Origin of the sequence: Klenkia terrae (genome assembly GCF_037083865.1) — a bacterium.
GTDB lineage: Bacteria > Actinomycetota > Actinomycetes > Mycobacteriales > Geodermatophilaceae > Klenkia > Klenkia terrae.
The window spans coordinates 163,011-188,523 of the sequence record NZ_JBAPLV010000001.1 but is presented as its reverse complement, the minus strand read 5'-3'; the positions used below and the strand labels follow the sequence as shown (position 1 = coordinate 188,523).

Genomic DNA, 25,513 nt, shown 5'->3' with positions numbered 1-25,513 from the left:
CTAGTGGGCCTCAGACCTCGGTGCCCAGGGTCCTCGCCGAGCGCTGTCGCTGCCGGGTCGCCCGCATGCGGCGCAGCCGGCGCACCAGCAACGGGTCCACCGCCAGCGCCTCCGGCCGGTCGATGACGGTGTTGAGCACCTGGTAATACCGGGTCGCCGAGAGCCCGAACTGCTCCTTGATGGCGGCCTCCTTGGCCCCCGCGTAGCGCCACCACTGCCGCTCGAAGGCCAGCACGTCCCGCTCGCGGCGGGGCAGGCCCGTCTCCTGGCCGGCAGCCACGGCAGCGATCTCCGCGGCGGTCTCGGCGGCGGCCCCGGGGAGCACGGGCGGGTGGGCGTGGGCGGCGTCGCTGCTCATCGGCGGACGGTCCTCCTGGGGTCGGGGTGGTGGGGCGGGCGGGGTGGCGGGTGGCCGACGGACGGGCAGCGGCCCGCGTCAGAGCCCGGCGGGTGCGGGTTCGAGGGTGTCCCGGCGGGCGGCGCGGGTGGCCCGGTTCGCCCGGAGGCCGTCGACGGTGAAGATCGCCAGCGCGAGCCAGACGACCACGAACCCGGCCAGCCGGGCCGGCGGCATCGGCTCGCCGTTGACGAACACGCCGATGGCCAGCTGCATGAGCGGGGTCAGGTACTGCAGCAGCCCCACCGTGGACAGCGGGATGCGCCGGGTGGAGGCGGCGAACAGCAGCAGCGGGATGGCCGTGGCGATGCCCGAGGTCATCAGCAGCAGCACGTGCCCGGCGCCGGCCTCGCCCAGCGAGCTCGCCCCGCGGACCTGCAGCACCACCAGCACGACGAGTGCGGGGACCACGAGGATCAGGGTCTCCAGGAACAACCCGGGCGCCGCGTCGACCCGGACCAGCTTCTTGAGCAGGCCGTAGGTGGCGAAGGTGCCCGCCAGCAGGATGGCGATCCACGGCGGCCGCCCGTACTCCACGGTCAGGATCGCCACCGCCACGGCCGCGGTGCCCACGGCGATCCACTGCAGCCGGCGCAGCCGCTCCCCGAGGAAGCAGACGCCCAGCAGCACGCTGACCAACGGGTTGATGAAGTAGCCCAGCGAGGTCTCGACGACGTGGCCGGCGTTCACCGCGATCACGAAGGTGAGCCAGTTGCCGGTGATCAGCACCGCGGCCCCGGCCAGGATCAGCAGGGTGCGCCGGTCGGTGGCCGCGCGGCGCACCGCCGACCAGCCGCGCAGCACGGTGAGCAGCAGCGCCACGAACAGCAGCGACCACACGATGCGGTGGGCGACGATCTCGACCCCGCCGGCCGGCTCGAGCAGCGGGAAGTACAGCGGGAACAGCCCCCACAGCCCGTAGGCCGCCAGGCCCATCAGGACGCCGGTGCGCCGTTCGCTCATGACCCGAAGACTAGGTCGGGGGTCCGACAGTTCCCGGGCCGACCGTCCCGGGCATGGTGGGAGGGCAACCATCCCCGACGAGAGGACCGCACCGCGTGGACGTGGCCCCCCTGCTCGCACTGGCCGTCGGTGCCGTCGCGGTGACCGCCGTGGCCCGACGACTGGGCTGGCAGGCGCCGCTGCTGCTGGTGCTGGTCGGCTTCGCGGCCAGCTTCGTGCCCGGGGTGCCGGAGTTCAGCATCGACGGCGACCTGCTGCTGGCCGTCGTCCTGCCCCCGCTGCTGTACTCGGCCGCCCTGGAGGTCTCCTACGCCGACTTCCGCGCCCTGCTCCGCCCGATCGTGCAGCTGGGCGTCGGGCTCGTGGTCGTGACCTCGGTCGTGGTGGCCCTGGTGGCGCACGCCGTCGTCCCCGGGTTGAGCCTGCCGGCCGCCCTCGTGCTGGGTGCGGTCGTGGCGCCGCCGGACGCGGTCTCGGCCGCGGCCATCGGCCGGCAGCTGGGCCTGCCGCGGCCGGTGATGACCGTGCTGTCGGGCGAGAGCCTGATCAACGACGCCGCCTCGTTGACCTTCTACAAGGTGGCGCTGGCCGCGGTGTTCGGCGCCGGCGGTGTCCTCCTCGGGCTGGACGCCTCCGACGCCGCGGCCACCTTCGGCCTGGCCGTCGCGGTCGGCGTGGCCCTCGGGCTGGCCATCGGCGTGTTGGTGCACCTGGTCCGGGTCCGGCTCGACGACCCGGTGGTCACCTCGGTGCTCGGGGTCGTCGTCCCCTTCGCGGCGTACCTGGTCGCCGAGGAGCTGTCCGGGTCCGGGGTCCTGGCGGTGGTCGCGGCCGGGCTCTACCTGGGCCACCGGTCACCCGAGGCCGGCTACGCCAGCCGGCTGCAGGAGCGGCCGCTGTGGACCTCCCTGGACCTGCTGCTGCAGGCGCTCGTCTTCGCCCTCATCGGGCTGCAGCTGCGCGGCGTCGCGGAGTCCGCGGAGGCCTCGGCCCGGTCGAACTGGTCCCTGGCCGGCGCCGCGCTGGCCGTGCTCGCCACCGCGGTCGTCGTCCGGCCGCTGTTCGTCTACCTGGTCGAGGGGCTGCGCCGGGTGCCGCGCCCGTGGCGGCAGCGGCGGTCCCGCTCGCACCGGCCCACCTGGCGGCAGCAGGCGGTGATCTCCTGGACCGGGATGCGCGGGGTGGTGACCCTGGCGGCGGCCGCCGCGGTGCCCGAGGACTTCCCGGACCGCGAGGTGCTGCAGCTGCTGGCCTACGTGGTCACGATCGGCACCCTGCTGGTGCAGGGGCTCAGCCTGCCGTGGCTGATCCGGGTGCTCGGGGTGACCGACCCCGGGCAGGCCCGGCGGGACGCCGCCGCCGAGGTGCACCTGGCCGAGCGGGCGACCGCGGCGGCCCTCGAGCGGATCGCCGAGGTGGAGCAGGAGCTGGTCGAGAAGGTCGGGGTCGAGCGGGCGCACGCGGTCGCCGAGCGGATCCGGGGTCCCCTGCTGGCGCGGGCGCGCTCCATGTCGGCCTCGATGCGGGCCGAGCAGGGCGAGGACGGCGACCGGGACCGCCGGCGGGCACGCACCTTCCACCGGGTCCGGCAGGAGATCATCGAGGTGCAGCGCCGGGTGCTCATGGAGGAGCGCGACAAGGGCCACCTGGACGACGAGGTCATGCGGGCGGTGCTCCAGGAGCTGGACTACGAGGAGGCCGCGACCGCGAACTCCTGGGTCGGCCGGCTCTGACCCGGGCCGGCGACCCAGGCCGGCGACTCAGGCCAGCGCGAGGACGACGCCCGCCACGGTGCCCAGCAGCAGCAACCCGACCACCGCCAGGGCCCGCCCGGTCGCCCCGGCCTTGCCGCGGGCAGGGGCGTCGTCGCGCGTGGGCATGCCCCAGACCGCCGCGACGGTGCGGGGCAGCGCATAGCGACCCTGCGCGTGGCCGGCCCACACGGCGCGGCCGACCACGTCGAGCACCGCCGGACCGGCCTTGTGCAGGGTCTTGGTGTCGATGGTCAGCCGGGCCACGTCGTCGCGGAGCACGAGCTGGACCGCGCGGCCGGCGGCGGTCGCGGTCACCGAGGTGAGCCGGGTCAGCGCGATGCCCTGCCGGCCCAGCACCCCGGTGCCCTCGAGCACCCAGCCGTCGCTGCGCACGGAGTAGACCGTGCTCTGCAGGATCGCGGTCATGGCCAGCATCGCGATGATCGCCGGCAGGAACCACAGCAGGATCTGCAGCTTGTTGCCGCCGTAGAAGGCCACCTCGTAGCCGCCGAACGCCGACAGGCCGACCAGGGCGATGCCCAGGACCACCAGCGCACCGATCCGCACGCCGTCCGGGACCCGCTCCGGCGGTCCCAGCGGGGCGACCAGGCCGGGCGGCGGGCCGGACCACTGCTGCTGCGGCGGCGGCATGTGCGGCTGGGCCATCTGCGGCTGGGCCTGGAACTGGGGCTGGAACTGCTGCGGCTGGGGCTGGTACGGCTGCACCCGGGCATCGTGCCAGCCCGGACCGGCTCAGTCCTCGACGTCGGCGGTGAGCAGCTCCAGCACGTCGTCCACCGACGTCGCCGCCCGCAGCCGGGCGGCCCGCTCGGGGTCCACCAGCACGTCGGCGAGCGCGGCGAGCACCGGGAGGTGCCCCTCCCCCACGGCGGCGATGCCGATGACCACGTGCGCGGTGCCGTTGCCCCAGTCGACGCCCGCGGGGTACCGGACGACGGTCAACGCGTCGGCCAGCACGGCCTGCTTGCCGGAGTTGGTGCCGTGCGGGATGGCCACGCCCTCGCCCATGTAGGTCGAGACGGAGTCCTCGCGCTCCAGCATGCTGGCCACGTAGTCCGGGGTCACGGCACCGGCGGCGACCAGCAGCTCCCCCGCCTGCCGGACCGCCTCGGTGCGGTCGGCCGCCCGGCCGTCCAGCCGGATCCGGCTGGGGTCCAGCAGGGCGAGCAGCTCAGCCATCGATGGTGGTGCCGCCGTGGATGGCGGCCACGACGCCGTCGACCGCCGGGTCGCCGATGAACGCGCTGAACGCCACGACCGGGCGGTCCCCGGCGTGCGCGCGGGTGCGGTCGGCGAGCTTGGTGTGGGTGAGCACCAGGTCGGCGTCGGCCGGGATGGCGTCGATGGGGCTGTGCTCGATCGTGACGCCGTTGTCCTTGAGCCGCTTCTTCAGCTGGTTGGCCATCAGCACGCTGCTGCCCATCCCCGCGTCGCACGCGATGACGAGCTTGCGGACCTGGGAGCCTTCGATGCTCGGCATGGGGTGAGCTCCTGCGGGTGAGGGGACGACGGCGTCCAGCTTGTCACCCCGGCACCGGGGCCGGGGCCTCAGACCCGCTGCACCCGCGGGCCGGCGTCGGCGAGCTCGGCGGCGGTCCGCTCGTCGAGCCCGGTGTCGGTGATCAGGAGGTCCACCGCGTCGAGCTCGGCGAAGCGGGCGAAGTGGTCCCGGCCCACCTTGGTGTGGTCGGCCAGCAGCACGACCCGGCGGGCCGCGGCGACCATCGCGGTCTTCACCGCCGCCTCGGCCGGGTCGGGGGTGGTGAGCCCGCGCTCCACCGACACCCCGTTGGTGGCCAGCAGCGCGAGGTCGACGTAGATGCCGGCCAGCGCCGACATGGCCCACGGGTCGACCGAGGCCAGCGTGCGGCTGCGCACCCGCCCGCCCAGCAGCAGCACGGTGAGGTTGGGGAAGGCGGCCAGCCGGCCGGCCAGCGACAGCGCGTTGGTCACCACGGTGAGCTCGCGGTCGGTGGGCATCAGGTCACCCAGGCGGGCGGTGGTGGTGCCGGCGTCGATGAGCACCGCCCCCTCCTCCGGCAGCTCGGCGATGGCGGCCTTGGCGATCCGCTCCTTCTCCGCGGTCAGCACCACGTCGCGCGCGGCCACCGGCGGCTCGAACCCCAGCCGCTCGACCGGGATCGCCCCGCCGTGCACCCGCCGCAGGACGCCGACCCGCTCCAGCGCGGTGAGGTCCTTGCGGATGGTCTCGGGGGCGACGTCGAGCTCGACGGCCAGCTCGCCCACGTCCACCCGGCCCATGGACCGGGCGGCCCGCAGGATGTGCTCCTGGCGTTCCTCTGCGTACACGTGCACCCCTCGTCGGCCGACTCCACGCCGTGCATACGGGCCCGAACGGGCGTCGTCAAGCTGCAACGGCGGTCGGCCGGACAGCGGGCACACAGCCGCCTATCGTCGGACGGCGTGGCCCGTCGCCGTCCGAACCCGGTGCAGTGGACCTGGTACGCCCTCGGCGGGGGCCTGCCCCGCGAGCTCGCCGACTGGGTGCTCGCCGACGTGACCGGCCGCGGCTGGGCGTGGCGGCACCTGCTGCGCGCCCTGGTCCAGCTGGCGCCGGTGCTGGTGCTCTGCCTGGTCGCCGTCCCGGTGCCGCTGGAGTACCGGCTGGCCGCGTGCGGCGGCGGCGTCCTGCTCGGGCTGCTGTTCTCGGCGGCCTACATGACCGAGACCAGCGAGCACCGGGCGGTCAAGGCCGGGTGGCCGCCGGGGACCACCCGCCGGGTCCGCGAGGCCGACGCCGAGCGCCGCGCGGTGGAGCGGGGAGCCCGCTACCGCCGCGACGGCGCCGGTTCCTACGACTGAGAAGGACCTCGTCCTCCCCCACGACGCGCTCCGCACGCCGCGGGGCCCTAGGACGACGCCGGACGAGCAGAGAACCTCATTCCACGCGGAACCCGAGCTTCACGGTGACCTGGAAGTACTCGACCTGGCCGTCGGTGACGTGCCCGCGGATCTCCTGGGTCTGGAACCACTCGATGTTGCGCACGGTCTCCGCGGCCTTGGCCACCGCCGCGCGGACGGCGTCGTCGACGCTGGTGGTGCTGCTGCCGACGACCTCGGTCAGCCGGTACACGTGGTCGCTCACGGGGTCCTCCTCGTCCGGACCCGGGACGACCCCGGGACACCGGTGCGACCCTCACACGCCGGGAGCCGATCCGCCCGACGACGGCGGTGCGGGTCAGGAGAGCCCCGTGTCCGGATTGAACGGACGACCTTCCGCTTACAAGGCGGGTGCTCTACCACTGAGCTAACGGGGCGAGTGCCCCGAGCACGTTACCCGGAGCCGTGCAGGAACTCGGCCGGGTTCCGGCTGACCGGGCTGTCGTCGGCCAGCCACCGGGCGAAGCCCGCCGGGTCCCGGCGCTCGAGCTCGTCGAGGGTGTCCTGCCGCCGGGTGGCCACGGCGTCGCGGGTGGCCGGGGCCAGCGGACCGAGCAGCGCCGAGGAGGTGCGCAGCCACTCCCGGCCCAGCAGGTCCGTCGACAGCTCGGACACCGGCGGGAGCACCGGGGCCTCCACGGACCGCCACCGGTGCCAGGTGCTCACCGCGAGCACCCCCAGGCCCACGCCCCCGATGACGGCCAGCCCGAACGACACCACGACCAGCCCGGCGACCGCCGTGGCCGCGACGACGGCCAGCACGGCCAGCGCGACCACCGAGAGCACGGCGGCATGGCGGCGAGGGGCTGGCACGGGGAACCCCTTCGGCGCTGGTGCGGATCGGCAGCGGGGGTTCGCACCGGGCGGGCGGTCCGGATGTGCCGCCCGCCCCGCGGTGTCCAGACACCTCACAGGCCACGTGCAGTCCAGACCTATCCGGGGCGCCGATCGTGGTCCCTGCGAGCGGAGAAGCCCTCGCGTCGTGGGGAGGAACCACAGTGACCGAGCAGCACCGTCCGGGCGACGAGAACGGACAGCACCTGAACCGGTACCCGGGCCAGCAGCCGTTCCCGGCGATGGGCCCGCAGCAGCCGGCGACCCCCCAGCAGGTCCCCCCGCACCAGGTCCCGCCGCACCAGGGCTGGACCGGTCAGCAGCCGGTGTTCGGCGTCCCGGCCGGTGCCCCGTCCGGGGCCACCTACGGGGCCACGCAGCACGGCGGCGGCCTGCCCCCGGTCTTCACCCCCGCCGGCCCCCCGCCCGGGACCGCGCCGCGGCGGACCGGTCGCTGGCGGATCGCGGTGGCCGGCCTGGCCGCCGGCGCGCTCATCGGCGGCGGTGCCGGTGCGGGCGTGGTGGCCCTGGTCGACGGCTCGTCTGGCTCCTCCACCTCGACCGCGGCGGCCCAGAACGTGGTGATCACCGACCCGCAGACCGCCACCTCGGCCACGGCCGCGGCGGCCAAGGCCGAGCCCAGCGTGGTCACCGTCTACGTGACCGACGGCTCGGGGTCCGGGTCCGGCTCGGGGGTGGTGATGACCGACGACGGCTACGTCGTGACCAACAACCACGTCGTCACCCTCGACAGCAGCACCACCTCGGCCACCGTGCAGGTCACCACCTCCGACGGGACGCTCTACGACGCGACCGTCGTGGGCACCGACCCGACCTCCGACCTCGCCGTGATCAAGCTGAAGGACGCGTCCGGGCTCACCCCGGCCACCTTCGCCGACTCCGGCAAGGTGCAGGTCGGTGACCAGGCCGTGGCCATCGGGGCGCCCCTGGGCCTGTCCAACACGGTGACCACCGGCATCGTCAGCGCACTGGACCGCGCCGTCGCCACCGGCTCGGACACCGACACCACCGTCATCGACGCCATCCAGACCGACGCCGCGATCAACCCGGGCAACTCCGGCGGCGCACTGGTGAACTCGGCCGGCGAGGTCATCGGGATCAACTCGGCCATCGCCACGGTCGCCGGCTCGTCGGGCTCCCAGGAGTCGCAGAGCGGCAACATCGGCGTCGGCTTCGCGATCCCGTCGGACACCGCCCAGCGGGTCGCGAGCGAGATCATCTCCTCCGGCAGCGCCACCCACGCCCTGCTGGGCGTGAGCGCGCAGACCGCCTCGGCCAGCGGCTCCGAGGTGGGCCAGGGCGCCGAGGTCGCGCAGGTGGCCTCCGGCGGGCCGGCCGCCGAGGCCGGGCTGCAGGTGGGCGATGTGATCACCGCGGTCGGCGACCGCGAGATCACCACCTCCACCGAGCTGACCGCCGCGGTCCGCAGCGCCTCCCCGGGCGAGAAGGTGTCGCTCACCGTCCGGCGCGGGAGCAGCACCGACACCGTCGACGTCACGCTGGGCACCGCCTCCAGCTAGGCGAGGGACTGGAACGGCCCGGCTGCAGGGACCCGCGGCGCGCGCAGCGTGGCGTGGGGGGCAGCCGGGTCCTTCACCAGGGCCCGGGACCGCGACGCGGCGCCCGGGCCCTGGTGGTTGGCTGGGCCGGTGGCCGCACCCCTCCCGCTGACCGGCGCCCTGGACGACCCGGCCCGGGCGCGCGACCTGGCCAAGATGAAGCGCCTGGCCACCGGGCTGTTCGTGGTGGCGGCCGTGGTCTTCCTGGCCTGCGTGCTGCTGGGCGGCGACCGGACCTGGGTCGGCTACGTGCGCGCCACGGCCGAGGCGTCCATGGTCGGCGCGCTGGCCGACTGGTTCGCCGTCACCGCGCTCTTCCGGCACCCGCTGCGGCTGCCCATCCCGCACACCGCGATCATCCCGCGCAAGAAGGACCAGATCGGCGAGAGCCTGGGCGCCTTCGTGCAGGAGAACTTCCTGACCCCGGCCGTGGTGGACGAGCGGCTGGCCGCCTACGACGTGCCGGGCCGGGTCGGGGAGTTCCTCGGCTCCCCGGGCCGGGCCGAGCGGCTGGCCGGGGACGCCGGCACCGCCGTCCGGGCGCTGTTCGACCTGCTCGACGACGACGTGGTGACCGACGCCGTGGGGTCGCTGGTGGACCGCAAGGCGCGGGAGACCCCGGCCGCCCCGGTGCTGGCCCGGGTCATCGAGGCCGTCGTGGACGGCGACAAGCACCAGGACGTGCTGTCGGCCGGGCTGACCGGCCTGGCCGCCTTCCTCCGCGACAACCGGACGATGTTCCGCGCCCAGCTGTCCGACGCCTCCCCGGTGTGGGTGCCCGACTGGCTCGACGACCGGGTCTTCGTGCGGGCCTTCGACGGCGTGCAGCGGTTCCTCGCCGAGGTGGGCGCCGACCCGCAGCACGAGCTGCGCCGCTCCTACGACGCCCGGCTGCGGGCCTACGTCCACGCGCTGCGCACCGACCCGCAGACCGCGGCCCGGGTCGAGGAGTTCAAGGCCGACCTGCTGGACCACCCCGCCGTCCGCACCTGGTCGGCCGGCCTGTGGGGCAACGCCAAGACCGCGCTGCTCACCGCCGCCGACGACCCCGAATCGGTGCTGCGCGCCCGGGTGGCCGACGTGGTCCGCCGGGCCGGGCGGCTGCTGCGCGAGGACGAGACGGTGCGGGCCAAGGTGCAGGAGCAGACCCGGCGGGCCGCGCGGTGGGCCGTGCAGCGGTTCAGCGGGGACGCCGCCGAGCTGGTCAGCACCACGGTGGCCCGCTGGGACACCGAGGAGACCAGCCGGCGCATCGAGCTGCAGGTCGGCCGCGACCTGCAGTGGATCCGGGTCAACGGCACCGTGGTCGGCGGCTTGGCCGGCCTGGTGATCTACACCGTGGCCCAGCTCCTCGGCTGACGCTCAGCCGAGGCTGAACCCCGACCACTCGAAGCCGGGCGACACCACGCAGCTGACCAGGACCTCCCCGGCCACCGGTGCGGCCCGCTGCCGCACCCCGGCCGGCACCAGCGCCTGCGGGTGCTCCGGGCCCAGGACGACGACGTCGGGGCCCACCTGCAGCTCCAGCTCCCCCGGCCCGTGCCACAGCCACAGCTCGTCGGCGTCCACGGTGTGCCAGGCCGAGGACTCCCCCGCGGCCAGCAGGAAGAGGATCGCCGTCGCCTGCGGGCGACCGCCGTCCCCGGCCGGCCCGGTCCAGGTCCGGCGGAACCAGCCGCCCTCGGGGTGGGCGGCCAGGTCCAGCCGGACCGCCCGTGAGGGCCGCGGCATCAGCGGCGGCGGGCCGAGGCTGCTGCGTAGAGGGCGATCGACGCCGCGACGCTGACGTTGAGCGACTCGGTGTCCTTGGTCATCGGGATGCGCAGGACGACGTCGCAGCGCTCCCGGACCAACCGGGACAGCCCGGTGCCCTCGTTGCCCACGACCAGCGCCAGCGGGTCGGCGAACCCGGTGAACTCGTGCAGGTCCATGTCGGCCTCGTCCCCGGCCAGGCCCACGGTCGTCAGGCCCTGGTCCTGGTAGGAGGCGAGCGCGCGGGCCAGGTTGACCGCCCGGGCCACCCGGACGCGGGCCGCGGCACCGGCGGAGGTGCGCCAGGCCGAGGCGGTCATGCCGACCGCCCGCCGCTGCGGGACGACGACGCCGTGCGCGTCGAAGGCCGCCGCCGACCGGACGACGGCGCCCAGGTTGCGCGGGTCGGTGATGCCGTCCAGGGCGACCACCAGGGGTGCCCGGTTGGCGTTGCGGGCGATGTCGAGCAGGTCGTCGGGGTGCGCGTAGTCGTAGGGCGGCACCATGAGGCCGATGCCCTGGTGCAGGGCGCCGTCGCTCATCCGGTCGAACTCCGCGCGGCCGACCTCCAGCAGCGGCAGCCCGCGGTCGCCGGCCAACTGCACGGACTCCGCGATCCGCTCGTCGGTGCCGCCGCGGCTGGTGTCGCCGGTGACCACGTAGAGGGCGGTCGCCGGGATCCGGGCGCGCAGCGCCTCGACCACCGGGTTGCGGCCCAGCAGCAGCTCGGGCTGCTCCTCGTTCCGCTTGGTCACCCGGGCGCGGTTGTCCCGGCGGGCGGCGGCCTGCTTGGCCGCCTTGTACGCCGGGTGGTACGGCCGGTCCTCGGCCTTGGGGGTGGCTCCCCGACCGGCCAGGGACCGGCGGTTCTTGCCACCGGTCCCGCCGGTCGCCGTCTTCTTCCCTGCGCCGGCCGAACGGCCGCGTCGCTGGCTGTTGCCCGCCATCAGCGGGTCACCTCTTCCTGTGGTTCATCGTGCTGCTGCCGTCCGGCTCACCGGGAGAGCTCCCAGCGCGGGCCGGACGGGGTGTCCTCGACGACGACGCCGAGGGTGGTCAACTGGTCGCGGATGGCGTCGGCCGCCGCGTAGTCCTTGCGGGCCCGGGCCGCCGCACGCTGGTCGAGGGCCAGCCGGACGAGGCCGTCGGTCACCTCGGTCAGCCGGTCGTCGGCGCCGCCGTCGGCCCAGTGCGGGTCCAGCGGGTCCAGCCCGAGGACTCCCAGCATCGCCCGCACGGCGCCCAGCGCGGCCGCGACGGCGGTGTCGTCGCCGTCGGCCAGCGCGGTGTTGCCGGCCCGGGCGTGCTCGTGGGCGACCGCGATCGCCGCCGGGGTGGCCAGGTCGTCGTCCAGCGCGTCGACGAAGGCCGTCGGCAGGGTGCCGGACGGGACGTCGCCGACCCGCTCCACCGCCCGGCGGACGAAGGACTCCAGCCGGCGGTAGGCCTGCCCGGCCTCGACCAGGGCGGCGTCGGTGAACTCGATGGTCGACCGGTAGTGCGGGGTGACCAGGTAGTAGCGCAGCTCGACCGGCCGTACCCGGGTGACGACCTCGTCGACCAGGGCGGTGTTGCCCATCGACTTGCTCATCTTCTCCCCGCCCAGGGTGACCCAGCCGTTGTGCAGCCAGTACCGGGTGAACGGGTCCCCGGCCGCGCGGGACTGCGCCTGCTCGTTCTCGTGGTGCGGGAAGCGCAGGTCCAGCCCTCCCCCGTGCAGGTCGAACTCCTCGCCGAGGTACTTGTGCGCCATCGCCGAGCACTCCAGGTGCCAGCCCGGCCGACCGCGGCCCCACGGGGTGTCCCACGAGGCGGTGGCCGGGTCGGTCGGCTTGTGCGCCTTCCACAGGGCGAAGTCGCGGGGGTCGCGCTTGAGGTCGTCGGTGTCGCTGTCGGCCGCCGGCTGCAGGTCCTCGACCTTCTGCCCGGTGAGCTCGCCGTAGGCCGGCCAGGACCGGACGTCGAAGTACACGTCGCCGCCGGCGGCGTAGGCGTGCCCGCGCTCGACCAGCCGCTCGATCATCGCGACCATCTCGGGCACGTGGCCGGTGGCCCGCGGCTCGTATGTCGGCGGCAGGGTGCCCAGCACCTCGTAGGCCCGGGTGCAGGCCAGCTCGTTGCGGTAGGCCCAGTCCCACCACTCGACGCCGTGCGCCGCGGCCTTGGCCAGGATCTTGTCGTCGATGTCGGTGACGTTGCGGACGAAGGTGACCTCGAGCCCGGCGTGGGTCAGCCAGCGGCGGAGGACGTCGAAGGCCAGCGCGGCCCGGACGTGCCCGATGTGCGGCGGACCCTGGACGGTCAGGCCGCAGACGTACATGGAGACCCGACCGGCCCGCAGGGGCGTGAAGTCGCGCACGGCGTGCGCGGCCGTGTCGTACAGGCGGAGGCTCACTGCGGGGAGTCTACGGAGGTCCCGGGGCTGCTCCGGACCACGAGCGCGGTGGCGATCGCCGCCCGGCCCTCCCCGCGCCCGGTGAGCCCGAGCCCGTCGGTGGTGGTCGCGGTCAGCCCGACCGGGGCGCCCAGCGCCGCCGACAGCACCTGCTCGGCCTCGGCCCGCCGCGGACCGACCTTGGGGGTGTTGCCGACCAGCTGCACGGTGGCGTTGCCGACCACCCAGCCCGCGGCCGCCAGCGTCTCGCGCACGTGCACCAGGACGTCGGCCCCGCGGGCGCCGGCCCAGCGCGGGTCGTCGGTGCCCAGCAGACCGCCGATGTCGCCCAGCCCGGCCGCCGACAGGACGGCGTCGGTGAGCGCGTGGGCGACCACGTCGCCGTCGGAGTGCCCGGCGCAGCCGTCGACGCCGGGCCACTCCAGCCCGGCCAGCCAGCAGGTGCGGCCGGCCTCGACCGGGTGGACGTCGGTGCCGGTGCCCACGCGGGGGATGTTCACGCCTGCACCGCCGGTCGGACGACGCGCTGCAGGTCGTGCGGCACGGTGATCTTCGCGGCCAGCTCGTCGCCGGCCACGGTGTGCACCGGCACGCCTGCGGCCCGGACCACCGACGCGTCGTCGGTGAATCCCGGTCCCCCGTCGGTCACCCGGGCGTAGGCGGCCAGCAGCGTGCCGCGGTCGAAGCCCTGCGGGGTCTGCACCCGGCGCAGCGCGGCGCGGGCGACCTCCCCGGTGACCTGCCCGTCGTCGTCGACCACGACCGTGGTGTCGACGACCGGCAGCACCGGGACCACGGCGCGGGCGCCGCCGGCCAGGGCGGCGAGCACCCGGTGGACGACGGCGGGCGGGGTGAACGGGCGGGCGGCGTCGTGCACCAGCACCGGCCCGTCGCCGTCCGCGCACTGCGCCAGGGCGTTGCGGACCGAGGCGGTCCGGGTGTCCCCGCCGACCACCAGCGTCACCCCGGCCGGGAGCAGCGCGGCGAACTCCTCGCGGTGCTCCCGCGGCACGGCGACGACCACGTCGTCGACCCCGGCGGCGAGGAGGCCCTCGACGGCGTGGGTGACCATCGGTCGCCCGTCGACCTCGACGAGGGCCTTGGGCACCGGGCGCCCGGCGCGGACCGCGCCCAGACGCACTCCGCTCCCGGCCGCGACGACGATGGCCGTCGCGGGTCCGGGAGCGGGGTGGTGGTGCGGGGGGTTCGTGCTCAGCTGGCGAGCACCTCGTCGAGCAGGATCTCGGCCTTGTCCTCGTTGGTGCCCTCGGCGAGCGCGAGCTCGCTGACCAGGATCTGGCGGGCCTTGGAGAGCATCCGCTTCTCCCCGGCCGACAGGCCGCGGTCCTTGTCGCGACGCCACAGGTCGCGGACGACCTCGGCGACCTTGTTCACGTCACCGGAGGCCAGCTTCTCGAGGTTGGCCTTGTAGCGCCGCGACCAGTTGGTCGGCTCCTCGGTGTGCGGGGCACGCAGCACCTCGAAGACCTTGTCCAGGCCTTCCTGGCCCACGACGTCCCGGACACCGACGATCTCGGCGTTGTCTGCTGGTACTCGTACGGTCAGGTCGCCCTGGGCGACCTTGAGCACGAGGTAGGCCTTCTCGACTCCCTTCACGGTGCGCTGCTCGATCGCCTCGATGAGCGCAGCGCCGTGGTGCGGGTAGACGACGGTCTCGCCGACAGTGAAGCCCATGTGTGTGTGACCCCTTTCGCTGTCGACCAGAATACCACGGGACGGGTTGGGCCGAATTGGTTGGTCCTGCCAAACGTGCAGGTCAGGCGCTTGTCGCTGGTCAGCCAGGGGTTGACAGAGGGGTGGTCGATGTGCCTGCCGACGACGTCGGGGCACGGCCGGGAGCGCTGCGGACTGCCGCCGCGATGGCCCTGGCGACCCATCTGGGACCCACCCTGGCGGTCACGACGGTGGCCACCCTGCTGGCCGTGACCGCCGACGTCGGCCCCGCCCGGACGGTGCTCGTCGCGGTCGCGGTGCTGGCCGGCCAGGCCTCGATCGGGTGGAGCAACGACTGGCTGGACGCCGACCGGGACGCCGCGGTCGCGCGCGCGGACAAGCCGACCGTGCAGGGGCTGGTGACACCCGCCCGGCTGCGCACCTGCGCCCTGGTCGCCGTCGTGCTGGCCGTGGTCACCTCGCTGGCCCTGGGCCCGGCGCCGGGGGTGCTGCTGCTCGGCGTGGTGGCCGGCGGCTGGGCCTACAACGCCGGCCTCAAGCGCACCGCGGCGTCCCTGCTGCCCTACCTGGTCGCCTTCGGCCTGCTGCCCGCCGGCGTGGTGGCCGCGGCACCGGGCACCCCGGTCGCGCCGTGGTGGTTGGTCGCCGCCGGGGCGCTGCTGGGGGGCGCGGCCCACCTGGCCAACGTCGCCCCCGACCTGGAGGACGACGCGGCCACCGGCGTCCGCGGGCTGCCGCACCGGCTCGGGGCCACCGCCTCGGCGCTGGTGGCCGCCGGGCTGCTGGGGGCGGCGTCGCTGGTGCTCGTCCTGGGCCCGGCCGGCGGCCCGTCGACGGTCGGCTGGCTGGCGCTGGTGGTCGCCGTCCCCGCGCTGGTGGTGGCCGGCCTCGCCGGGACCGAGCGCTTCCGGTCCGCCGCCTTCCCCGCGGTCATGCTGCTGACGGTGGTCGACGTCGTCCTGCTGCTGGTGGGCGGCGGCTCGCTCGGCTGAGGCTCAGAACGGGTCGGTGCCGCGGTCGCGCTCCTGCTCGACGACGGCCTCCAGGTCCTTCAACCGGCGCAGGCCGGCCAGCGGCTGGGCCATCCGGCGGTTGCCCCGCAGCACCGGTTCGACCCGGTCCAGGAAGCCCCAGTACCCGGCGGTGAACGGGCAGGCGTCCTCGCCCAGCCGCTTCTTGGGGTCGTACCGGCAGCCGCCGCAGTAGTCGCTCATCCGGTCGATGTAGGCCCCGCCGGAGGCGTAGGGCTTGGTGGCGAGCACCCCGCCGTCGGCGTGCTGGCTCATGCCGACCACGTTGGGCACCATCACCCAGTCGTAGCCGTCGACGAACGTGCGGTGGAACCAGTCGGTCATCGCCGCCGGGTCGATCCCGCGCTGCAGGGCGTAGTTGCCCAGCACCATCAGCCGCGGGATGTGGTGCACCCAGCCGCGGGCGCGCAGGTCGCCCACCACGCCGGACAGGCAGGCGGCGTCCAGGTCGGCGGTGTCCAGCTCGGCCAGCCAGGTGGGGACGGCGGCGCGCGCGTCGAGGGCGTTGCGGTCCCGGTAGTCGCGCCCCAGGTGCCAGTAGAGGTGCCAGATGTAGTCCCGCCAGCCCATCACCTGGCGGACGAAGCCCTCGACCGAGTTCAACGGCAGGTCGTGCTCGCGGTAGGCCTGCTCGGCGCGCTGCACCACCTCGACCGGGTCGACCAGACCCAGGTTCATCGGCGCCGAGAGCAGCGAGTGGGCCAGCCAGGGCTGACCGGCCAGCATCGCGTCCTCGTGCGGGCCGAAGGCGGCCAGCCGGTGGTCCAGGAAGTCGCGCAGCCGGTGCAGCGTCTCCCGCCGGGTCGCCGGGAACAGCCGCGGGCCGTCGTCCCCGACGAAGGACACGTCGCCGTCGCGCTCCCACCGGTCCAGGTCGGCCCGGACCTCCTCGTCGATCCCGTCCTCGGTGGGCAGCCACGGCTCGGGGGCCGGCGACCGGCCGTCCCTCGGCGGTGGTTCCCGGTTGTCGTGGTCGAAGTTGAACTTGCCACCGGTCGGGTCACCGCCGTCCATGAGCACGCCGTGGTGCTGGCGGGCGGCCCGGTAGAAGTCGTCCATGAGCAGCCGCTTGCCCCCGTCGGTGCCCCGGCCGGTGGCCCAGCGCCGGAAGGTCTGCTCGCCGGTGACGAAGCCGCGCGAGGCCAGCACCTGGACGCCGGGGCGGCCCAGCACGAAGTCCCGCGCCGCCCACGTGGTGGGGGCGCAGACGCTCAGCGGCTCCTCGACGCCGTCCAGGGCCTGGGCGTAGGTGTCGGCCTGCACGAACCGCGCCCGGCCGCCGAGCTCGGCGGCCCGGTGCCGCAGCGCCGACAGCAGCAGGTGCGCCTTCTGCCGGTGGAACCGGCGACGCCGGAACACCGACCGGGCCTCGACCAGCAGCACCTCCTGGTGCGGGTCGTCCAGGAAGTGCGGGCCCAGCTGGTCGGCGAAGCACCACCGCCTGGTCCCCGGGGCGTCGGCGGGGAAGTCCGCCAGCGCCGGGTCCCCGAGGCCGTCGTCGCGCGCCGCACCTGTCACCTCCACGCGCGCATCGTGGGGTGACCGTTAGGCTCAGCGCTACTCGAGTCGACGAAGCCCGGTGCCCCCGGTGCCCCAGGAGGTCCCCCGCCGTGAACCGCGTTGTGCGCGCCGCCACGATCGGTGCGCTGGTGCTGTCGCCGGTGGCCCTGTCCGCCTGCAGCGCCGGCCAGATCGCCCAGACCGCCACCCAGGACCGCGACATCCGTGGCGGCCAGGCCGACCTCGGCGACATCCACCTGCGCACGGCGACCACCGCGTACCCGCAGACCGGCTCCTACACCGAGGGCGGCGATGCCCGCCTCCTGGTGGCCATCGCCAACTCCGGGGACGCCGACGACGAGCTCACCGAGATCTCCGGCGAGGGCTTCGAGTCGGTGGAGATCGTCGACCCCACCGCCACCGAGGAGGCCCCCACCGGCTTCGTCGTCCCGGCCGGCCAGAACGTCTACGTCGGCGAGGGCGGGCCCACGGTCACCCTGGTCGGGCTGACCGAGGAGCTGACCCCGGCCCAGTCGCTGGAGGTCACCTTCACCTTCCGCGACGCCGGCGAGGTCACCCTGCCGGTGCTGGTCGGCACCCCCGCGCTGGACCTGCCGCGCGGCGAGGGCTTCGACTTCGGCGAGGGCGAGGAGTAGGCGAGGAGCAGCCGCTCCCGCGGTTCTGTCGTACCCCGGCGGCACCATGGACGCGTGCCACCCACCGTCGTGAAGTCCCGCCCGGCCCACCGCTGCACCGAGTGCGGCTTCGCCGCCACCCGCTGGATGGGCCGCTGCCCCGAGTGCCAGGCCTGGGGCTCGCTCAGCGAGGTCGGCGGCACCGCCTCCGGCGGCCTGCGGGCTGTCGTGCCCGGGCCGGTCACCGGCCGGGCCCGGCCGATCGGCCAGGTGGAGCTCGACGGGTCCCGCGCCGTCCCGACCGGGATCGACGAGTTCGACCGCGTGCTGGGCGGCGGCCTGGTGCCCGGCGCGGTGCTGCTGGTCGCCGGTGAGCCCGGGGTCGGCAAGTCCACCCTGCTGCTGGAGGTGGCGCACCGGGTCGCCGAGTCCAACGGGCCCACCCTCGTGGTGTCCGGCGAGGAGTCCACCGCCCAGGTGCGGCTGCGGGCCGAGCGGATCGGCGCGCTGCACCCGCAGCTGTTCCTGGCTGCCGAGACCGAGCTGTCGGCGGTGCTCTCGCACATCGAGGAGGTCAACCCCTCGCTGCTGGTCCTGGACAGCGTGCAGACCGTCCGCTCCCCCGCCGTCGACGGCACCGACGGCGGTGCCACCCAGGTGCGGGCGGTCGCCAGCGCGCTGACCGGCATCGCCAAGTCCCGCGGCATGACGGTGATCCTGGTCGGCCACGTGACCAAGGACGGCGCCATCGCCGGGCCCCGGGCGCTGGAGCACCTGGTCGACGTGGTGATCAGCTTCGACGGCGAGCGGCACTCCACGCTGCGGATGGTGCGGGCCACCAAGAACCGGTTCGGCCCGGCCGACGAGATCGGTTGCTTCGAGATCGGCGACGGCGGCGTGGTCGGGGTACCCGACCCCTCGCACCTGTTCGTCTCCAAGCGGGCGTCCCCGGTGGCCGGCAGCTGCGTGACCGTCACGATGGAGGGCAGCCGACCCCTGCTGGCCGAGGTGCAGTCCCTGGTCGCGCAGAACGCCGGCGGTGGCTCCCCGCGGCGGGCGGTGAGCGGCCTGGACCCGCAGCGGCTGGCGATGATCAACGCGGTGGTCGAGCGCCGCGGCGGGGTCCCGCTGGGCAACTCCGACGTGTTCGCCGCCTCGGTCGGCGGGGTGCGCATCGTGGAGCCCGCCGCCGACATGGCGATCGCCCTGGCCATCGCCTCGGCCGCCAAGGACAAGGCGCTCCCGGTGGGCATGGTGGCCTTCGGCGAGGTGGGGCTGTCCGGCGAGGTCCGCCGCGTGGGCGGCATCGGCCGGCGGCTCGCCGAGGCGGCCCGCCAGGGCTACACGCTGGCCGTCGTGCCGCCGGACCCCGGCCCGGTGCCGCGCGGGCTGCGGGTGGTGGAGATCCCCGACCTCGGGTCGGTGCTCAACCGGTTGTTCTGAGCACCCCCAGGTCACCGGCCGGTCACGGCGCGACAGCACGCCGGGACGGCGCCCCGGCCCTCGCCTAGACTCGGCCCAGCCACATCCGCAGAGGTCAGGAGCACCCGTGTCCGCGCTGGACCCCGACGTCGCCCTGCGGGAGCTGCTGGGGCGGATCGCCCCGGGCACCGCGCTGCGCGACGGCCTGGAGCGGATCCTGGCCGGGCGCACGGGTGCGCTGATCGTGCTGGGCTACGACCGGGTGGTCGAGTCCCAGTGCACGGGTGGCTTCGCCCTGGACGTGGCGCTGTCGGCCACCCGGCTGCGCGAGCTGGCCAAGATGGACGGCGCGGTGATCGTCTCGGCCGACGGGAGCCGCATCGTCCGGGCCGGCGTGCACCTCATGCCCGACCCGACCATCCCCACCGAGGAGTCGGGCACCCGGCACCGCACCGCCGAGCGGGTCGCCCTGCAGACCGGCTTCCCGGTCATCTCGGTCAGCCAGTCGATGCACATCATCTCGGTCTACGTCGCCGGCCGCCGCTACACCCTGGAGCACCCCACCACCATCCTGGCCCGGGCCAACCAGGCCCTCGCGGCGCTCGAGCGCTACAAGCTGCGCCTGGACGAGGTGGCCAGCACGCTGTCCGCGCTGGAGATCGAGGACCTGGTCACCGTCCGCGACGCGATGAGCGTCAGCCAGCGGCTGGAGATGGTCCGCCGGATCGCCGACGAGATCGAGGGCTTCGTCGTCGAGCTCGGCACCGACGGCCGGCTGCTGGCCCTGCAGCTCGACGAGATGCTGGCCGGGGTCGAGGAGGACCGCGGTCTGCTGGTCCGCGACTACCTGCCCGCCGAGGGCCGACGCACGCCGATCGGCGAGCAGGTGCTCACCGACCTGCGCGAGCTCAGCGCCACCGAGCTGCTCGACCTGTCCGCCGTCGCCCGCTGCTACGGCCTGCCCACCTCGCCCGACGCCCTGGACTCACCGGTCAGCCCGCGCGGCTACCGGCTGCTGGCCCGGGTGCCCCGGCTGCCGGCAGGCATCATCGACCGGCTGGTCACCCACTTCGGCGGCCTGCAGAAGCTGCTGGCCGCCACCATCGAGGACCTGCTGTCCGTCGACGGCGTCGGCGAGGCCCGCGCCCGGGGCATCCGCGAGGGCCTGTCCCGCCTGGCCGAGACCTCGATCCTCGACCGCTACAGCTAGACCAGCGTGAACGGGGTGGCGCCGCCGACCTTGGTGTCCAGCCGCCCCTGCAGCTGGTAGGCACCGGCCGGCGGGTTCGCCCGGGTGACGGTGCAGGTGGGCTCGCTGGTCAGCCCGCCCCACTGCACCGGGAAGCTGACCGCCTCCCCGGCGGCCAGGGTGCGCGGCTCGCTGCTGCGCTCGGGGAAGCAGTCGTTGCTGCCCCACACCCGGGTGCCGGCGGCGTCGAGCAGCACGACCTCGCGCAGGCCGGCGTCGAGGCTGCGCGTGCAGGACACCCCGGCGATGTTGGTGACCACCAGGGTGAACGTGGGCTTGGTGCCGACCGCCGCCTGCGGCGCGGCGGGCACCACGTCGACGGCGAGCATGTCGTCGGTGCAGGCCTGGCCCTCGACCGGCCCCGCCGCCGGGGCCACCGGCGGGGGTGCGGTCTCGGTGGCGACCGGGGCCGACTCGAGCGGGGTCTGCTCGGCGGGGGTCTGCACCGCCGCCAGGGACGGCACGACCTGCTCCAGGGACGGTGTGTCCAGCGAGGGCTCGGCCGCGGAGTCGCTGGACGCAGCCGGCGTCACCGGGGTCGTGCCGGAGCCGACCGAGGCGGCCAGCCAGCCGCCGCCACCGGCCACGGACAGTGCGATGCCCAGCACGAGGGCACGTCGGCGCCAGTAGACGCCGGCGGGCAGCTCGCCGACCGGGTGCAACACAGGCCGGACGCTAGCGGTGCCCGGGCCCCCGACCGCGGCGGCTCGCCGAGGACGACGCAGGTCAGGGGTGGTGCCCCATCCCGTCGCGTGCGACCGTTCGGCCATGATCCTCGTCATCGCCCGCGCCCAGGCCCGCCCCGACCAGCGCGGTGCGCTCGTCCCCCTCCTCGCCGAGGCCGCCGGGACGGCCCGCACCGAGCAGGGCTGCACCAGCTACTCGTTCGCCGCCAACGTGGAGGACCCCAACTCCTTCGTCTCGGTGGAGACCTGGGACTCCAGGGACGACCTCGACCGGCACATGGCCACCCCGGCGATCGCCGAGCTGCTCGGCGCCCTCCCGCCGCTGCTGACCGCCGAGCCCACGATCACCGTGCACGACGTCTCGGCCAGCGGCCCCTACGGCGGCTGACCGACCGGGTGGTCACGGGCGCTGGGAGACTGGCGTCCCGTGAGCACCGCCCCCGCCCCGCTGCCCGGTGACTCCCCGGGCGACGTCGTCGTCGACTGGTACGCCTCCGCCGCCCGGGACCTGCCCTGGCGGCAGCCCGGGGTCGACGCCTGGGCCGTCCTGGTCAGCGAGGTCATGCTGCAGCAGACGCCGGTCGCTCGGGTAGAGCCGGCCTGGCGGGCCTGGCTGGCCCGGTGGCCCTCCCCCGCTGACCTCGCGGCGGCGCCGACCGGTGAGGTGATCCGCGCCTGGGGCAAGCTCGGCTACCCGCGGCGGGCCATGCGGCTGCAGGCCGCGGCGGCGGCGATCGCCACCGACCACGGCAATGTGGTGCCGTCGGACGTGGCGACGCTGGAGTCCCTGCCCGGGATCGGCACCTACACCGCCCGCGCGGTCGCCTGCTTCGGGTACGGCCAGCGCCAGCCGGTGGTCGACACCAACGTGCGGCGGGTGGTGGCGCGGCTGGTGCACGGGCGGGCCGAGGCACTGCCCGCCCGGGCGACCGACCTGGCCGACGTCGAGGCGCTGGCCCCGGCCGACCACGACCGGGCGGTGCGGTTCTCCGTAGCCGTGATGGAGCTCGGCGCACTGGTCTGCGTCGCCCGGACCCCGCGGTGCGGGAGCTGCCCGGTGCGCACCGTGTGCGCCTGGCGGTTGGCCGGCTCCCCGGCGCACGACGGGCCACCCCGGCGGGTGCAGAGGTTCGCCGGCACCGACCGGCAGGTCCGCGGCCGGTTGCTGGACGTGCTGCGCGGCACCACCGAACCGGTCGAGGCCGCCCAGCTGGACGCCGTGTGGTCGGACCCGGTGCAGCGGTCGCGCTGCCTGGACTCGTTGCTCAGCGACGGCCTCGTCGTCCAGACCGACGACGACCGGTTCGCGCTGCCCTCCTGAGCCGGACACGGCGGAGGCCGCCACCCGCGGTGCGGGTGGCGGCCTCCGTGTCGTGCTGGTGCTACTCGGCCGATGCGGCCGACGGCCCGTCCTCGTCGTCGGCGCCGGAGAGGGCGACCGGCGGGGTGTCGGGGACGTCGATCGGCTTGGCCTCGCCGCGGAAGGTGAAGACCGACTTGGTCGGGTCCTCGGCCTCCTCGACGTCGACCACGATGATCTGGCCGGGCGCGATCTCGCCGAAGAGGATCTTCTCCGAGAGCGTGTCCTCGATCTCGCGCTGGATGGTGCGCCGCAGCGGGCGCGCACCGAGCACGGGGTCGAACCCGCGGGCACCGAGCAGCCGCTTGGCCGCCGGGGTGACCTCGAGCGCCATGTCCTTGTTCGCCAGCTGGCCCTCCACGCGGGAGAGCATGAGGTCGACGATGTGCACGATCTCGTTCTCGGTCAGCTGGTGGAACACGACGATGTCGTCGATGCGGTTGAGGAACTCCGGGCGGAAGTGGGTCTTGAGCTCCTCGTTCACCTTGAGCTTCATCCGCTCGTAGTTGCTCCGCTCGTCGTTGCCGACCTGGAAGCCGAGGCCCACGGCCTTGGAGATGTCCCGCGTACCGAGGTTCGTGGTCAGGATGAGGATCGTGTTCTTGAAGTCCACGATCCGGCCCTGGCCGTCGGTCAGCCGGCCGTCCTCCAGCACCTGCAGCAGCGTGTTGAAGACGTCGGCGTGGGCCTTCTCGATCTCGTCGAAGAGGACCACCGAGAACGGCTTGCGCCGCACCTTCTCGGTCAGCTGCCCGCCCTCGTCGTAGCCGACGTAGCCGGGAGGGGCACCGACGAGCCGCGACACGGTGAACTTGTCGTGGTACTCGCTCATGTCGATCTGGATGAGCGCGTCGTCGTCGCCGAAGAGGAAGTTCGCCAGCGTCTTGGCCAGCTCGGTCTTCCCGACGCCCGAGGGGCCGGCGAAGATGAACGACCCACCGGGACGGCGCGGGTCCTTGAGACCCGCCCGCGTGCGCCGGATGGCCTGGCTGACGCTCTTGATGGCCTCTTCCTGGCCGATGATCCGCTTGTGGAGCTCGTCCTCCATGCGGAGCAGACGGGTGGTCTCCTCCTCGGTCAGCTTGAAGACCGGGATGCCCGTCCAGTTCGCCAGGACCTCGGCGATCTGCTCCTCGTCGACCTCGGCCACGACGTCCATGTCGCCGGCCTTCCACTGCTTCTCGCGCTCGGCCTTCTCGCCCAGCAGCTGCTTCTCCTTGTCGCGGAGGTTGGCTGCCTTCTCGAAGTCCTGGGCGTCGATCGCCGACTCCTTCTCGCGGCGCACGCCGGAGATGCGGTCGTCGAACTCGCGGAGGTCCGGCGGGGCCGTCATCCGCTTGATGCGCATCCGGGCACCGGCCTCGTCGATCAGGTCGATCGCCTTGTCGGGCAGGAAGCGGTCGGAGATGTACCGGTCGGCCAGCGTCGCGGCAGCCACGAGCGCGGCGTCGGTGATGCTGATCCGGTGGTGCGCCTCGTAGCGGTCGCGCAGGCCCTTGAGGATCTCGATCGTGTGGGCCAGCGTCGGCTCGGCCACCTGGATGGGCTGGAATCGTCGCTCGAGGGCGGCGTCCTTCTCCAGGTGCTTGCGGTACTCGTCCAGCGTGGTGGCACCGATGGTCTGCAGCTCACCGCGGGCCAGCATCGGCTTGAGGATGCTGGCGGCGTCGATCGCGCCCTCGGCGGCACCGGCCCCGACGAGGGTGTGGATCTCGTCGATGAACAGGATGATGTCGCCGCGGGTGCGGATCTCCTTGAGGACCTTCTTCAGCCGCTCCTCGAAGTCACCGCGGTAGCGGGAACCGGCGACGAGCGCACCGAGGTCCAGCGTGTAGAGCTGCTTGTCCTTCAGCGTCTCGGGCACCTCGCCCTTGACGATGGCCTGGGCCAGGCCCTCGACGGCGGCGGTCTTGCCGACGCCGGGCTCGCCGATCAGCACCGGGTTGTTCTTGGTGCGGCGGGAGAGCACCTGCATGACCCGCTCGATCTCCTTGGCCCGCCCGATGACAGGGTCGAGCTTGGAGTCACGCGCGGCCTGGGTCAGGTTGCGGCCGAACTGGTCGAGGACCAGGGAGGTCGAGGGGGTGCCCTCGGCGGGGCCGCCGGCCGCGGCCGGCTCCTTGCCCTGGTAGCCCGAGAGCAGCTGGATGACCTGCTGGCGGACCCGGTTGAGGTCGGCGCCCAGCTTCACCAGGACCTGGGCGGCGACGCCCTCGCCCTCGCGGATCAGGCCGAGCAGGATGTGCTCGGTGCCGATGTAGTTGTGGCCGAGCTGCAGCGCCTCGCGCAGCGACAGCTCGAGGACCTTCTTGGCGCGCGGGGTGAAGGGGATGTGGCCGGAGGGGGCCTGCTGGCCCTGACCGATGATCTCCTCGACCTGCTGGCGGACGCCCTCGAGCGAGATGCCCAGGGACTCCAGCGCCTTGGCGGCGACACCCTCACCCTCGTGGATCAGGCCCAGGAGGATGTGCTCGGTGCCGATGTAGTTGTGGTTGAGCATCCTGGCTTCTTCCTGCGCCAGGACGACGACCCGTCGGGCTCGGTCGGTGAACCGTTCGAACATCTGCTGCTTCCCCTCTGACCGGCTCGGACGTGCGGTGCTGCTCCCCTCGCGGGGTCCTGCTGACCGACGTCGTCGGTGACTTCTCCGATGAACGGGGCACCGGTCGTTCCACTGTAGTCGCGGACGACGGTCGCCGGAGCGCCGTCCACACCCGGGAGGGTGCTGTCGTCCACCCTGCTCAACCGATGGCCCCCGGGTGGTGTTCCGGCACCGTTACGCCCACAGCGGACGACGAAGGCCCGGGCCCCTGCCGGGGACCGGGCCTTCGCGGTGGTTCAGTGCGCGGCTTCGTAGGCCTCGACGACGGTGGCCGGGATGCGGCCGCGGTCGCTGACCTCGTGGCCGTTCTTGCGGGCCCATTCGCGGATCGCGCCGGCCTGCTCGCGGTCCATGCGACCGGCACCGGTGCCGCCGGTGGCCTTGCTGCGGCCCCCGCCCGACGCCCGACCGCGACCGGAGACCTTGCGGGCGGCACCCACGTACTTGGCGAACGCCTCGCGCATGTCGGCGGCGTTCTTGTCCGAGAGGTCGATCTCGTACGTCGTCCCATCGAGGGCGAACGTCACCGTCTCGTCGGCGGGGACGTCGTCGTCGAAGTCGTCGCTGAGGATGACCTGGACCTTGCGTGCCATCGAATTCACTCCTGTAGCTGTCGGCCCCCGTGGTGGCCTGGTGCATTCACCGGTCGAATTCACCGGCGGTGAATGCATTCCACCACGAATCGGCGGGGAAAGCGCAATCCGCGCAGGTTCCCGCCCCAACGGGGTGGATCCAT

General features: G+C 74.2%; 28 protein-coding genes and 1 tRNA gene. 10 read left to right on the top strand and 19 right to left on the bottom strand.

Going from position 1 to position 25,513, the window contains the following annotated elements; translation table 11 throughout:
- Positions 1-10: 10 nt before the first annotated feature.
- Together UXQ13_RS00965 and rarD are read right to left on the bottom strand one after the other, a co-directional pair.
- The gene (locus UXQ13_RS00965; protein ID WP_336391624.1) at positions 11-358 is read right to left on the bottom strand and encodes a DUF3263 domain-containing protein; all 348 of its coding nucleotides are present in this window, start codon (positions 356-358) and stop codon (positions 11-13) included.
- A 78-nt stretch (positions 359-436) separates the two neighbouring features.
- Positions 437-1,360, bottom strand: a complete 924-nt coding sequence (rarD, locus tag UXQ13_RS00960) for an EamA family transporter RarD (protein ID WP_225234457.1) — start codon at positions 1,358-1,360, stop codon at positions 437-439.
- Between the two features lie 95 nt (positions 1,361-1,455).
- Here rarD and UXQ13_RS00955 point away from each other — a divergent pair, with 95 nt between their 5' ends.
- Positions 1,456-3,093 (top strand): Na+/H+ antiporter, encoded by a 1,638-nt coding sequence (locus UXQ13_RS00955; RefSeq protein WP_225234456.1) that lies wholly within the window; start codon positions 1,456-1,458, stop codon positions 3,091-3,093.
- Positions 3,094-3,120: 27 nt separating this feature from the next.
- Here the strand turns inward: UXQ13_RS00955 and UXQ13_RS00950 are convergent, their stop codons facing one another.
- The 4 genes from UXQ13_RS00950 to UXQ13_RS00935 form a co-directional block, all read right to left on the bottom strand.
- Positions 3,121-3,840 carry a hypothetical protein gene (locus UXQ13_RS00950; protein WP_225234455.1) on the bottom strand — a complete coding sequence of 240 codons (720 nt, stop codon included), beginning with the start codon at positions 3,838-3,840 and terminating at the stop codon, positions 3,121-3,123.
- A gap of 27 nt (positions 3,841-3,867) precedes the next feature.
- On the bottom strand, positions 3,868-4,314 hold the full coding sequence (locus UXQ13_RS00945) for a PTS mannitol transporter subunit IIA (RefSeq protein WP_225234454.1): 447 nt from the start codon (positions 4,312-4,314) through the stop codon (positions 3,868-3,870).
- Positions 4,307-4,615 (bottom strand): hypothetical protein, encoded by a 309-nt coding sequence (locus tag UXQ13_RS00940; protein WP_225234453.1) that lies wholly within the window; start codon positions 4,613-4,615, stop codon positions 4,307-4,309. The genes UXQ13_RS00945 and UXQ13_RS00940 overlap by 8 nt, the downstream gene beginning before the upstream one ends.
- Before the next feature lie 68 nt (positions 4,616-4,683).
- On the bottom strand, positions 4,684-5,445 hold the full coding sequence (locus UXQ13_RS00935) for a DeoR/GlpR family DNA-binding transcription regulator (RefSeq protein ID WP_336391623.1): 762 nt from the start codon (positions 5,443-5,445) through the stop codon (positions 4,684-4,686).
- 114 nt (positions 5,446-5,559) lie between these two features.
- Between UXQ13_RS00935 and UXQ13_RS00930 the strand changes: the two genes are divergently transcribed.
- Positions 5,560-5,958 (top strand): DUF5313 family protein, encoded by a 399-nt coding sequence (locus UXQ13_RS00930; protein WP_336391622.1) that lies wholly within the window; start codon positions 5,560-5,562, stop codon positions 5,956-5,958.
- Between the two features lie 76 nt (positions 5,959-6,034).
- On the opposite strand, the gene UXQ13_RS00925 is transcribed toward UXQ13_RS00930, so the two are convergent.
- The 3 genes from UXQ13_RS00925 to UXQ13_RS00915 form a co-directional block, all read right to left on the bottom strand.
- Positions 6,035-6,241: a dodecin gene (locus UXQ13_RS00925; protein WP_225234450.1), complete on the bottom strand. Its 207-nt coding sequence runs from the start codon at positions 6,239-6,241 to the stop codon at positions 6,035-6,037.
- 100 nt (positions 6,242-6,341) lie between these two features.
- A tRNA-Thr gene (locus UXQ13_RS00920) sits at positions 6,342-6,413 on the bottom strand.
- Positions 6,414-6,429: 16 nt separating this feature from the next.
- Positions 6,430-6,849 (bottom strand): hypothetical protein, encoded by a 420-nt coding sequence (locus UXQ13_RS00915; protein WP_225234449.1) that lies wholly within the window; start codon positions 6,847-6,849, stop codon positions 6,430-6,432.
- Between the two features lie 185 nt (positions 6,850-7,034).
- Here UXQ13_RS00915 and UXQ13_RS00910 point away from each other — a divergent pair, with 185 nt between their 5' ends.
- On the top strand, positions 7,035-8,411 hold the full coding sequence (locus tag UXQ13_RS00910; protein WP_225234448.1) for a trypsin-like peptidase domain-containing protein: 1,377 nt from the start codon (positions 7,035-7,037) through the stop codon (positions 8,409-8,411).
- Between the two features lie 129 nt (positions 8,412-8,540).
- Positions 8,541-9,809: a DUF445 domain-containing protein gene (locus tag UXQ13_RS00905; protein WP_225234447.1), complete on the top strand. Its 1,269-nt coding sequence runs from the start codon at positions 8,541-8,543 to the stop codon at positions 9,807-9,809.
- Between the two features lie 3 nt (positions 9,810-9,812).
- Here UXQ13_RS00905 and UXQ13_RS00900 read toward each other — a convergent pair whose 3' ends face one another.
- From UXQ13_RS00900 to UXQ13_RS00875, 6 genes are read right to left on the bottom strand one after another with little or no spacing between them, the layout of a single operon-like run.
- Positions 9,813-10,181: a cupin domain-containing protein gene (locus UXQ13_RS00900; RefSeq protein WP_225234446.1), complete on the bottom strand. Its 369-nt coding sequence runs from the start codon at positions 10,179-10,181 to the stop codon at positions 9,813-9,815.
- On the bottom strand, positions 10,181-11,149 hold the full coding sequence (gene rlmB / locus UXQ13_RS00895; protein WP_336391621.1) for a 23S rRNA (guanosine(2251)-2'-O)-methyltransferase RlmB: 969 nt from the start codon (positions 11,147-11,149) through the stop codon (positions 10,181-10,183). Before rlmB ends, UXQ13_RS00900 begins: the two co-directional genes overlap by 1 nt.
- A gap of 47 nt (positions 11,150-11,196) precedes the next feature.
- Positions 11,197-12,597 carry a cysteine--tRNA ligase gene (gene cysS, locus UXQ13_RS00890; protein ID WP_225234444.1) on the bottom strand — a complete coding sequence of 467 codons (1,401 nt, stop codon included), beginning with the start codon at positions 12,595-12,597 and terminating at the stop codon, positions 11,197-11,199.
- Entirely contained in the window at positions 12,594-13,097 is a 504-nt protein-coding gene (gene ispF / locus UXQ13_RS00885; protein ID WP_225234443.1) for a 2-C-methyl-D-erythritol 2,4-cyclodiphosphate synthase, read from the bottom strand. Before ispF ends, cysS begins: the two co-directional genes overlap by 4 nt.
- Positions 13,094-13,762, bottom strand: a complete 669-nt coding sequence (gene ispD / locus UXQ13_RS00880) for a 2-C-methyl-D-erythritol 4-phosphate cytidylyltransferase (protein ID WP_225236070.1) — start codon at positions 13,760-13,762, stop codon at positions 13,094-13,096. The genes ispF and ispD overlap by 4 nt, the downstream gene beginning before the upstream one ends.
- 47 nt (positions 13,763-13,809) lie before the next feature.
- The gene (locus tag UXQ13_RS00875; protein WP_029337651.1) at positions 13,810-14,292 is read right to left on the bottom strand and encodes a CarD family transcriptional regulator; all 483 of its coding nucleotides are present in this window, start codon (positions 14,290-14,292) and stop codon (positions 13,810-13,812) included.
- Between the two features lie 131 nt (positions 14,293-14,423).
- On the opposite strand from UXQ13_RS00875, the gene UXQ13_RS00870 reads away from it, so the two are divergent.
- On the top strand, positions 14,424-15,284 hold the full coding sequence (locus tag UXQ13_RS00870) for a UbiA family prenyltransferase (protein WP_225234442.1): 861 nt from the start codon (positions 14,424-14,426) through the stop codon (positions 15,282-15,284).
- Between the two features lie 3 nt (positions 15,285-15,287).
- On the opposite strand, the gene UXQ13_RS00865 is transcribed toward UXQ13_RS00870, so the two are convergent.
- Positions 15,288-16,847, bottom strand: a complete 1,560-nt coding sequence (locus UXQ13_RS00865; RefSeq protein ID WP_225234441.1) for a cryptochrome/photolyase family protein — start codon at positions 16,845-16,847, stop codon at positions 15,288-15,290.
- Positions 16,848-16,933: 86 nt separating this feature from the next.
- On the opposite strand from UXQ13_RS00865, the gene UXQ13_RS00860 reads away from it, so the two are divergent.
- The 3 genes from UXQ13_RS00860 (at position 16,934) to disA (ending at position 20,090) form a co-directional block, all read left to right on the top strand.
- Positions 16,934-17,479 (top strand): copper chaperone PCu(A)C domain-containing protein, encoded by a 546-nt coding sequence (locus UXQ13_RS00860; protein WP_225234440.1) that lies wholly within the window; start codon positions 16,934-16,936, stop codon positions 17,477-17,479.
- 54 nt (positions 17,480-17,533) lie between these two features.
- Positions 17,534-18,901, top strand: coding sequence for a DNA repair protein RadA (gene radA / locus UXQ13_RS00855; RefSeq protein ID WP_225234439.1), 1,368 nt, complete (start codon positions 17,534-17,536; stop codon positions 18,899-18,901).
- A gap of 106 nt (positions 18,902-19,007) precedes the next feature.
- The gene (gene disA, locus UXQ13_RS00850) at positions 19,008-20,090 is read left to right on the top strand and encodes a DNA integrity scanning diadenylate cyclase DisA (protein WP_225234438.1); all 1,083 of its coding nucleotides are present in this window, start codon (positions 19,008-19,010) and stop codon (positions 20,088-20,090) included.
- Here the strand turns inward: disA and UXQ13_RS00845 are convergent.
- Positions 20,087-20,794, bottom strand: a complete 708-nt coding sequence (locus UXQ13_RS00845; protein ID WP_225234437.1) for a MucR family transcriptional regulator — start codon at positions 20,792-20,794, stop codon at positions 20,087-20,089. The two genes, disA and UXQ13_RS00845, sit on opposite strands and share 4 nt — an antisense overlap.
- Positions 20,795-20,897: 103 nt before the next feature.
- Between UXQ13_RS00845 and UXQ13_RS00840 the strand changes: the two genes are divergently transcribed.
- Both UXQ13_RS00840 and UXQ13_RS00835 read left to right on the top strand, forming a co-directional pair.
- Complete coding sequence (locus UXQ13_RS00840) at positions 20,898-21,203, top strand: putative quinol monooxygenase (protein WP_225234436.1); 306 nt, start codon at positions 20,898-20,900, stop codon at positions 21,201-21,203.
- Between the two features lie 39 nt (positions 21,204-21,242).
- Positions 21,243-22,136, top strand: a complete 894-nt coding sequence (locus UXQ13_RS00835; protein WP_225234435.1) for an HhH-GPD family protein — start codon at positions 21,243-21,245, stop codon at positions 22,134-22,136.
- Between the two features lie 61 nt (positions 22,137-22,197).
- Here UXQ13_RS00835 and UXQ13_RS00830 read toward each other — a convergent pair whose 3' ends face one another.
- Both UXQ13_RS00830 and UXQ13_RS00825 read right to left on the bottom strand, forming a co-directional pair.
- Positions 22,198-24,738 carry an ATP-dependent Clp protease ATP-binding subunit gene (locus UXQ13_RS00830; protein WP_225234434.1) on the bottom strand — a complete coding sequence of 847 codons (2,541 nt, stop codon included), beginning with the start codon at positions 24,736-24,738 and terminating at the stop codon, positions 22,198-22,200.
- Between the two features lie 275 nt (positions 24,739-25,013).
- Positions 25,014-25,370, bottom strand: coding sequence for a histone-like nucleoid-structuring protein Lsr2 (locus tag UXQ13_RS00825; protein ID WP_225234433.1), 357 nt, complete (start codon positions 25,368-25,370; stop codon positions 25,014-25,016).
- Positions 25,371-25,513 lie beyond the last annotated feature (143 nt).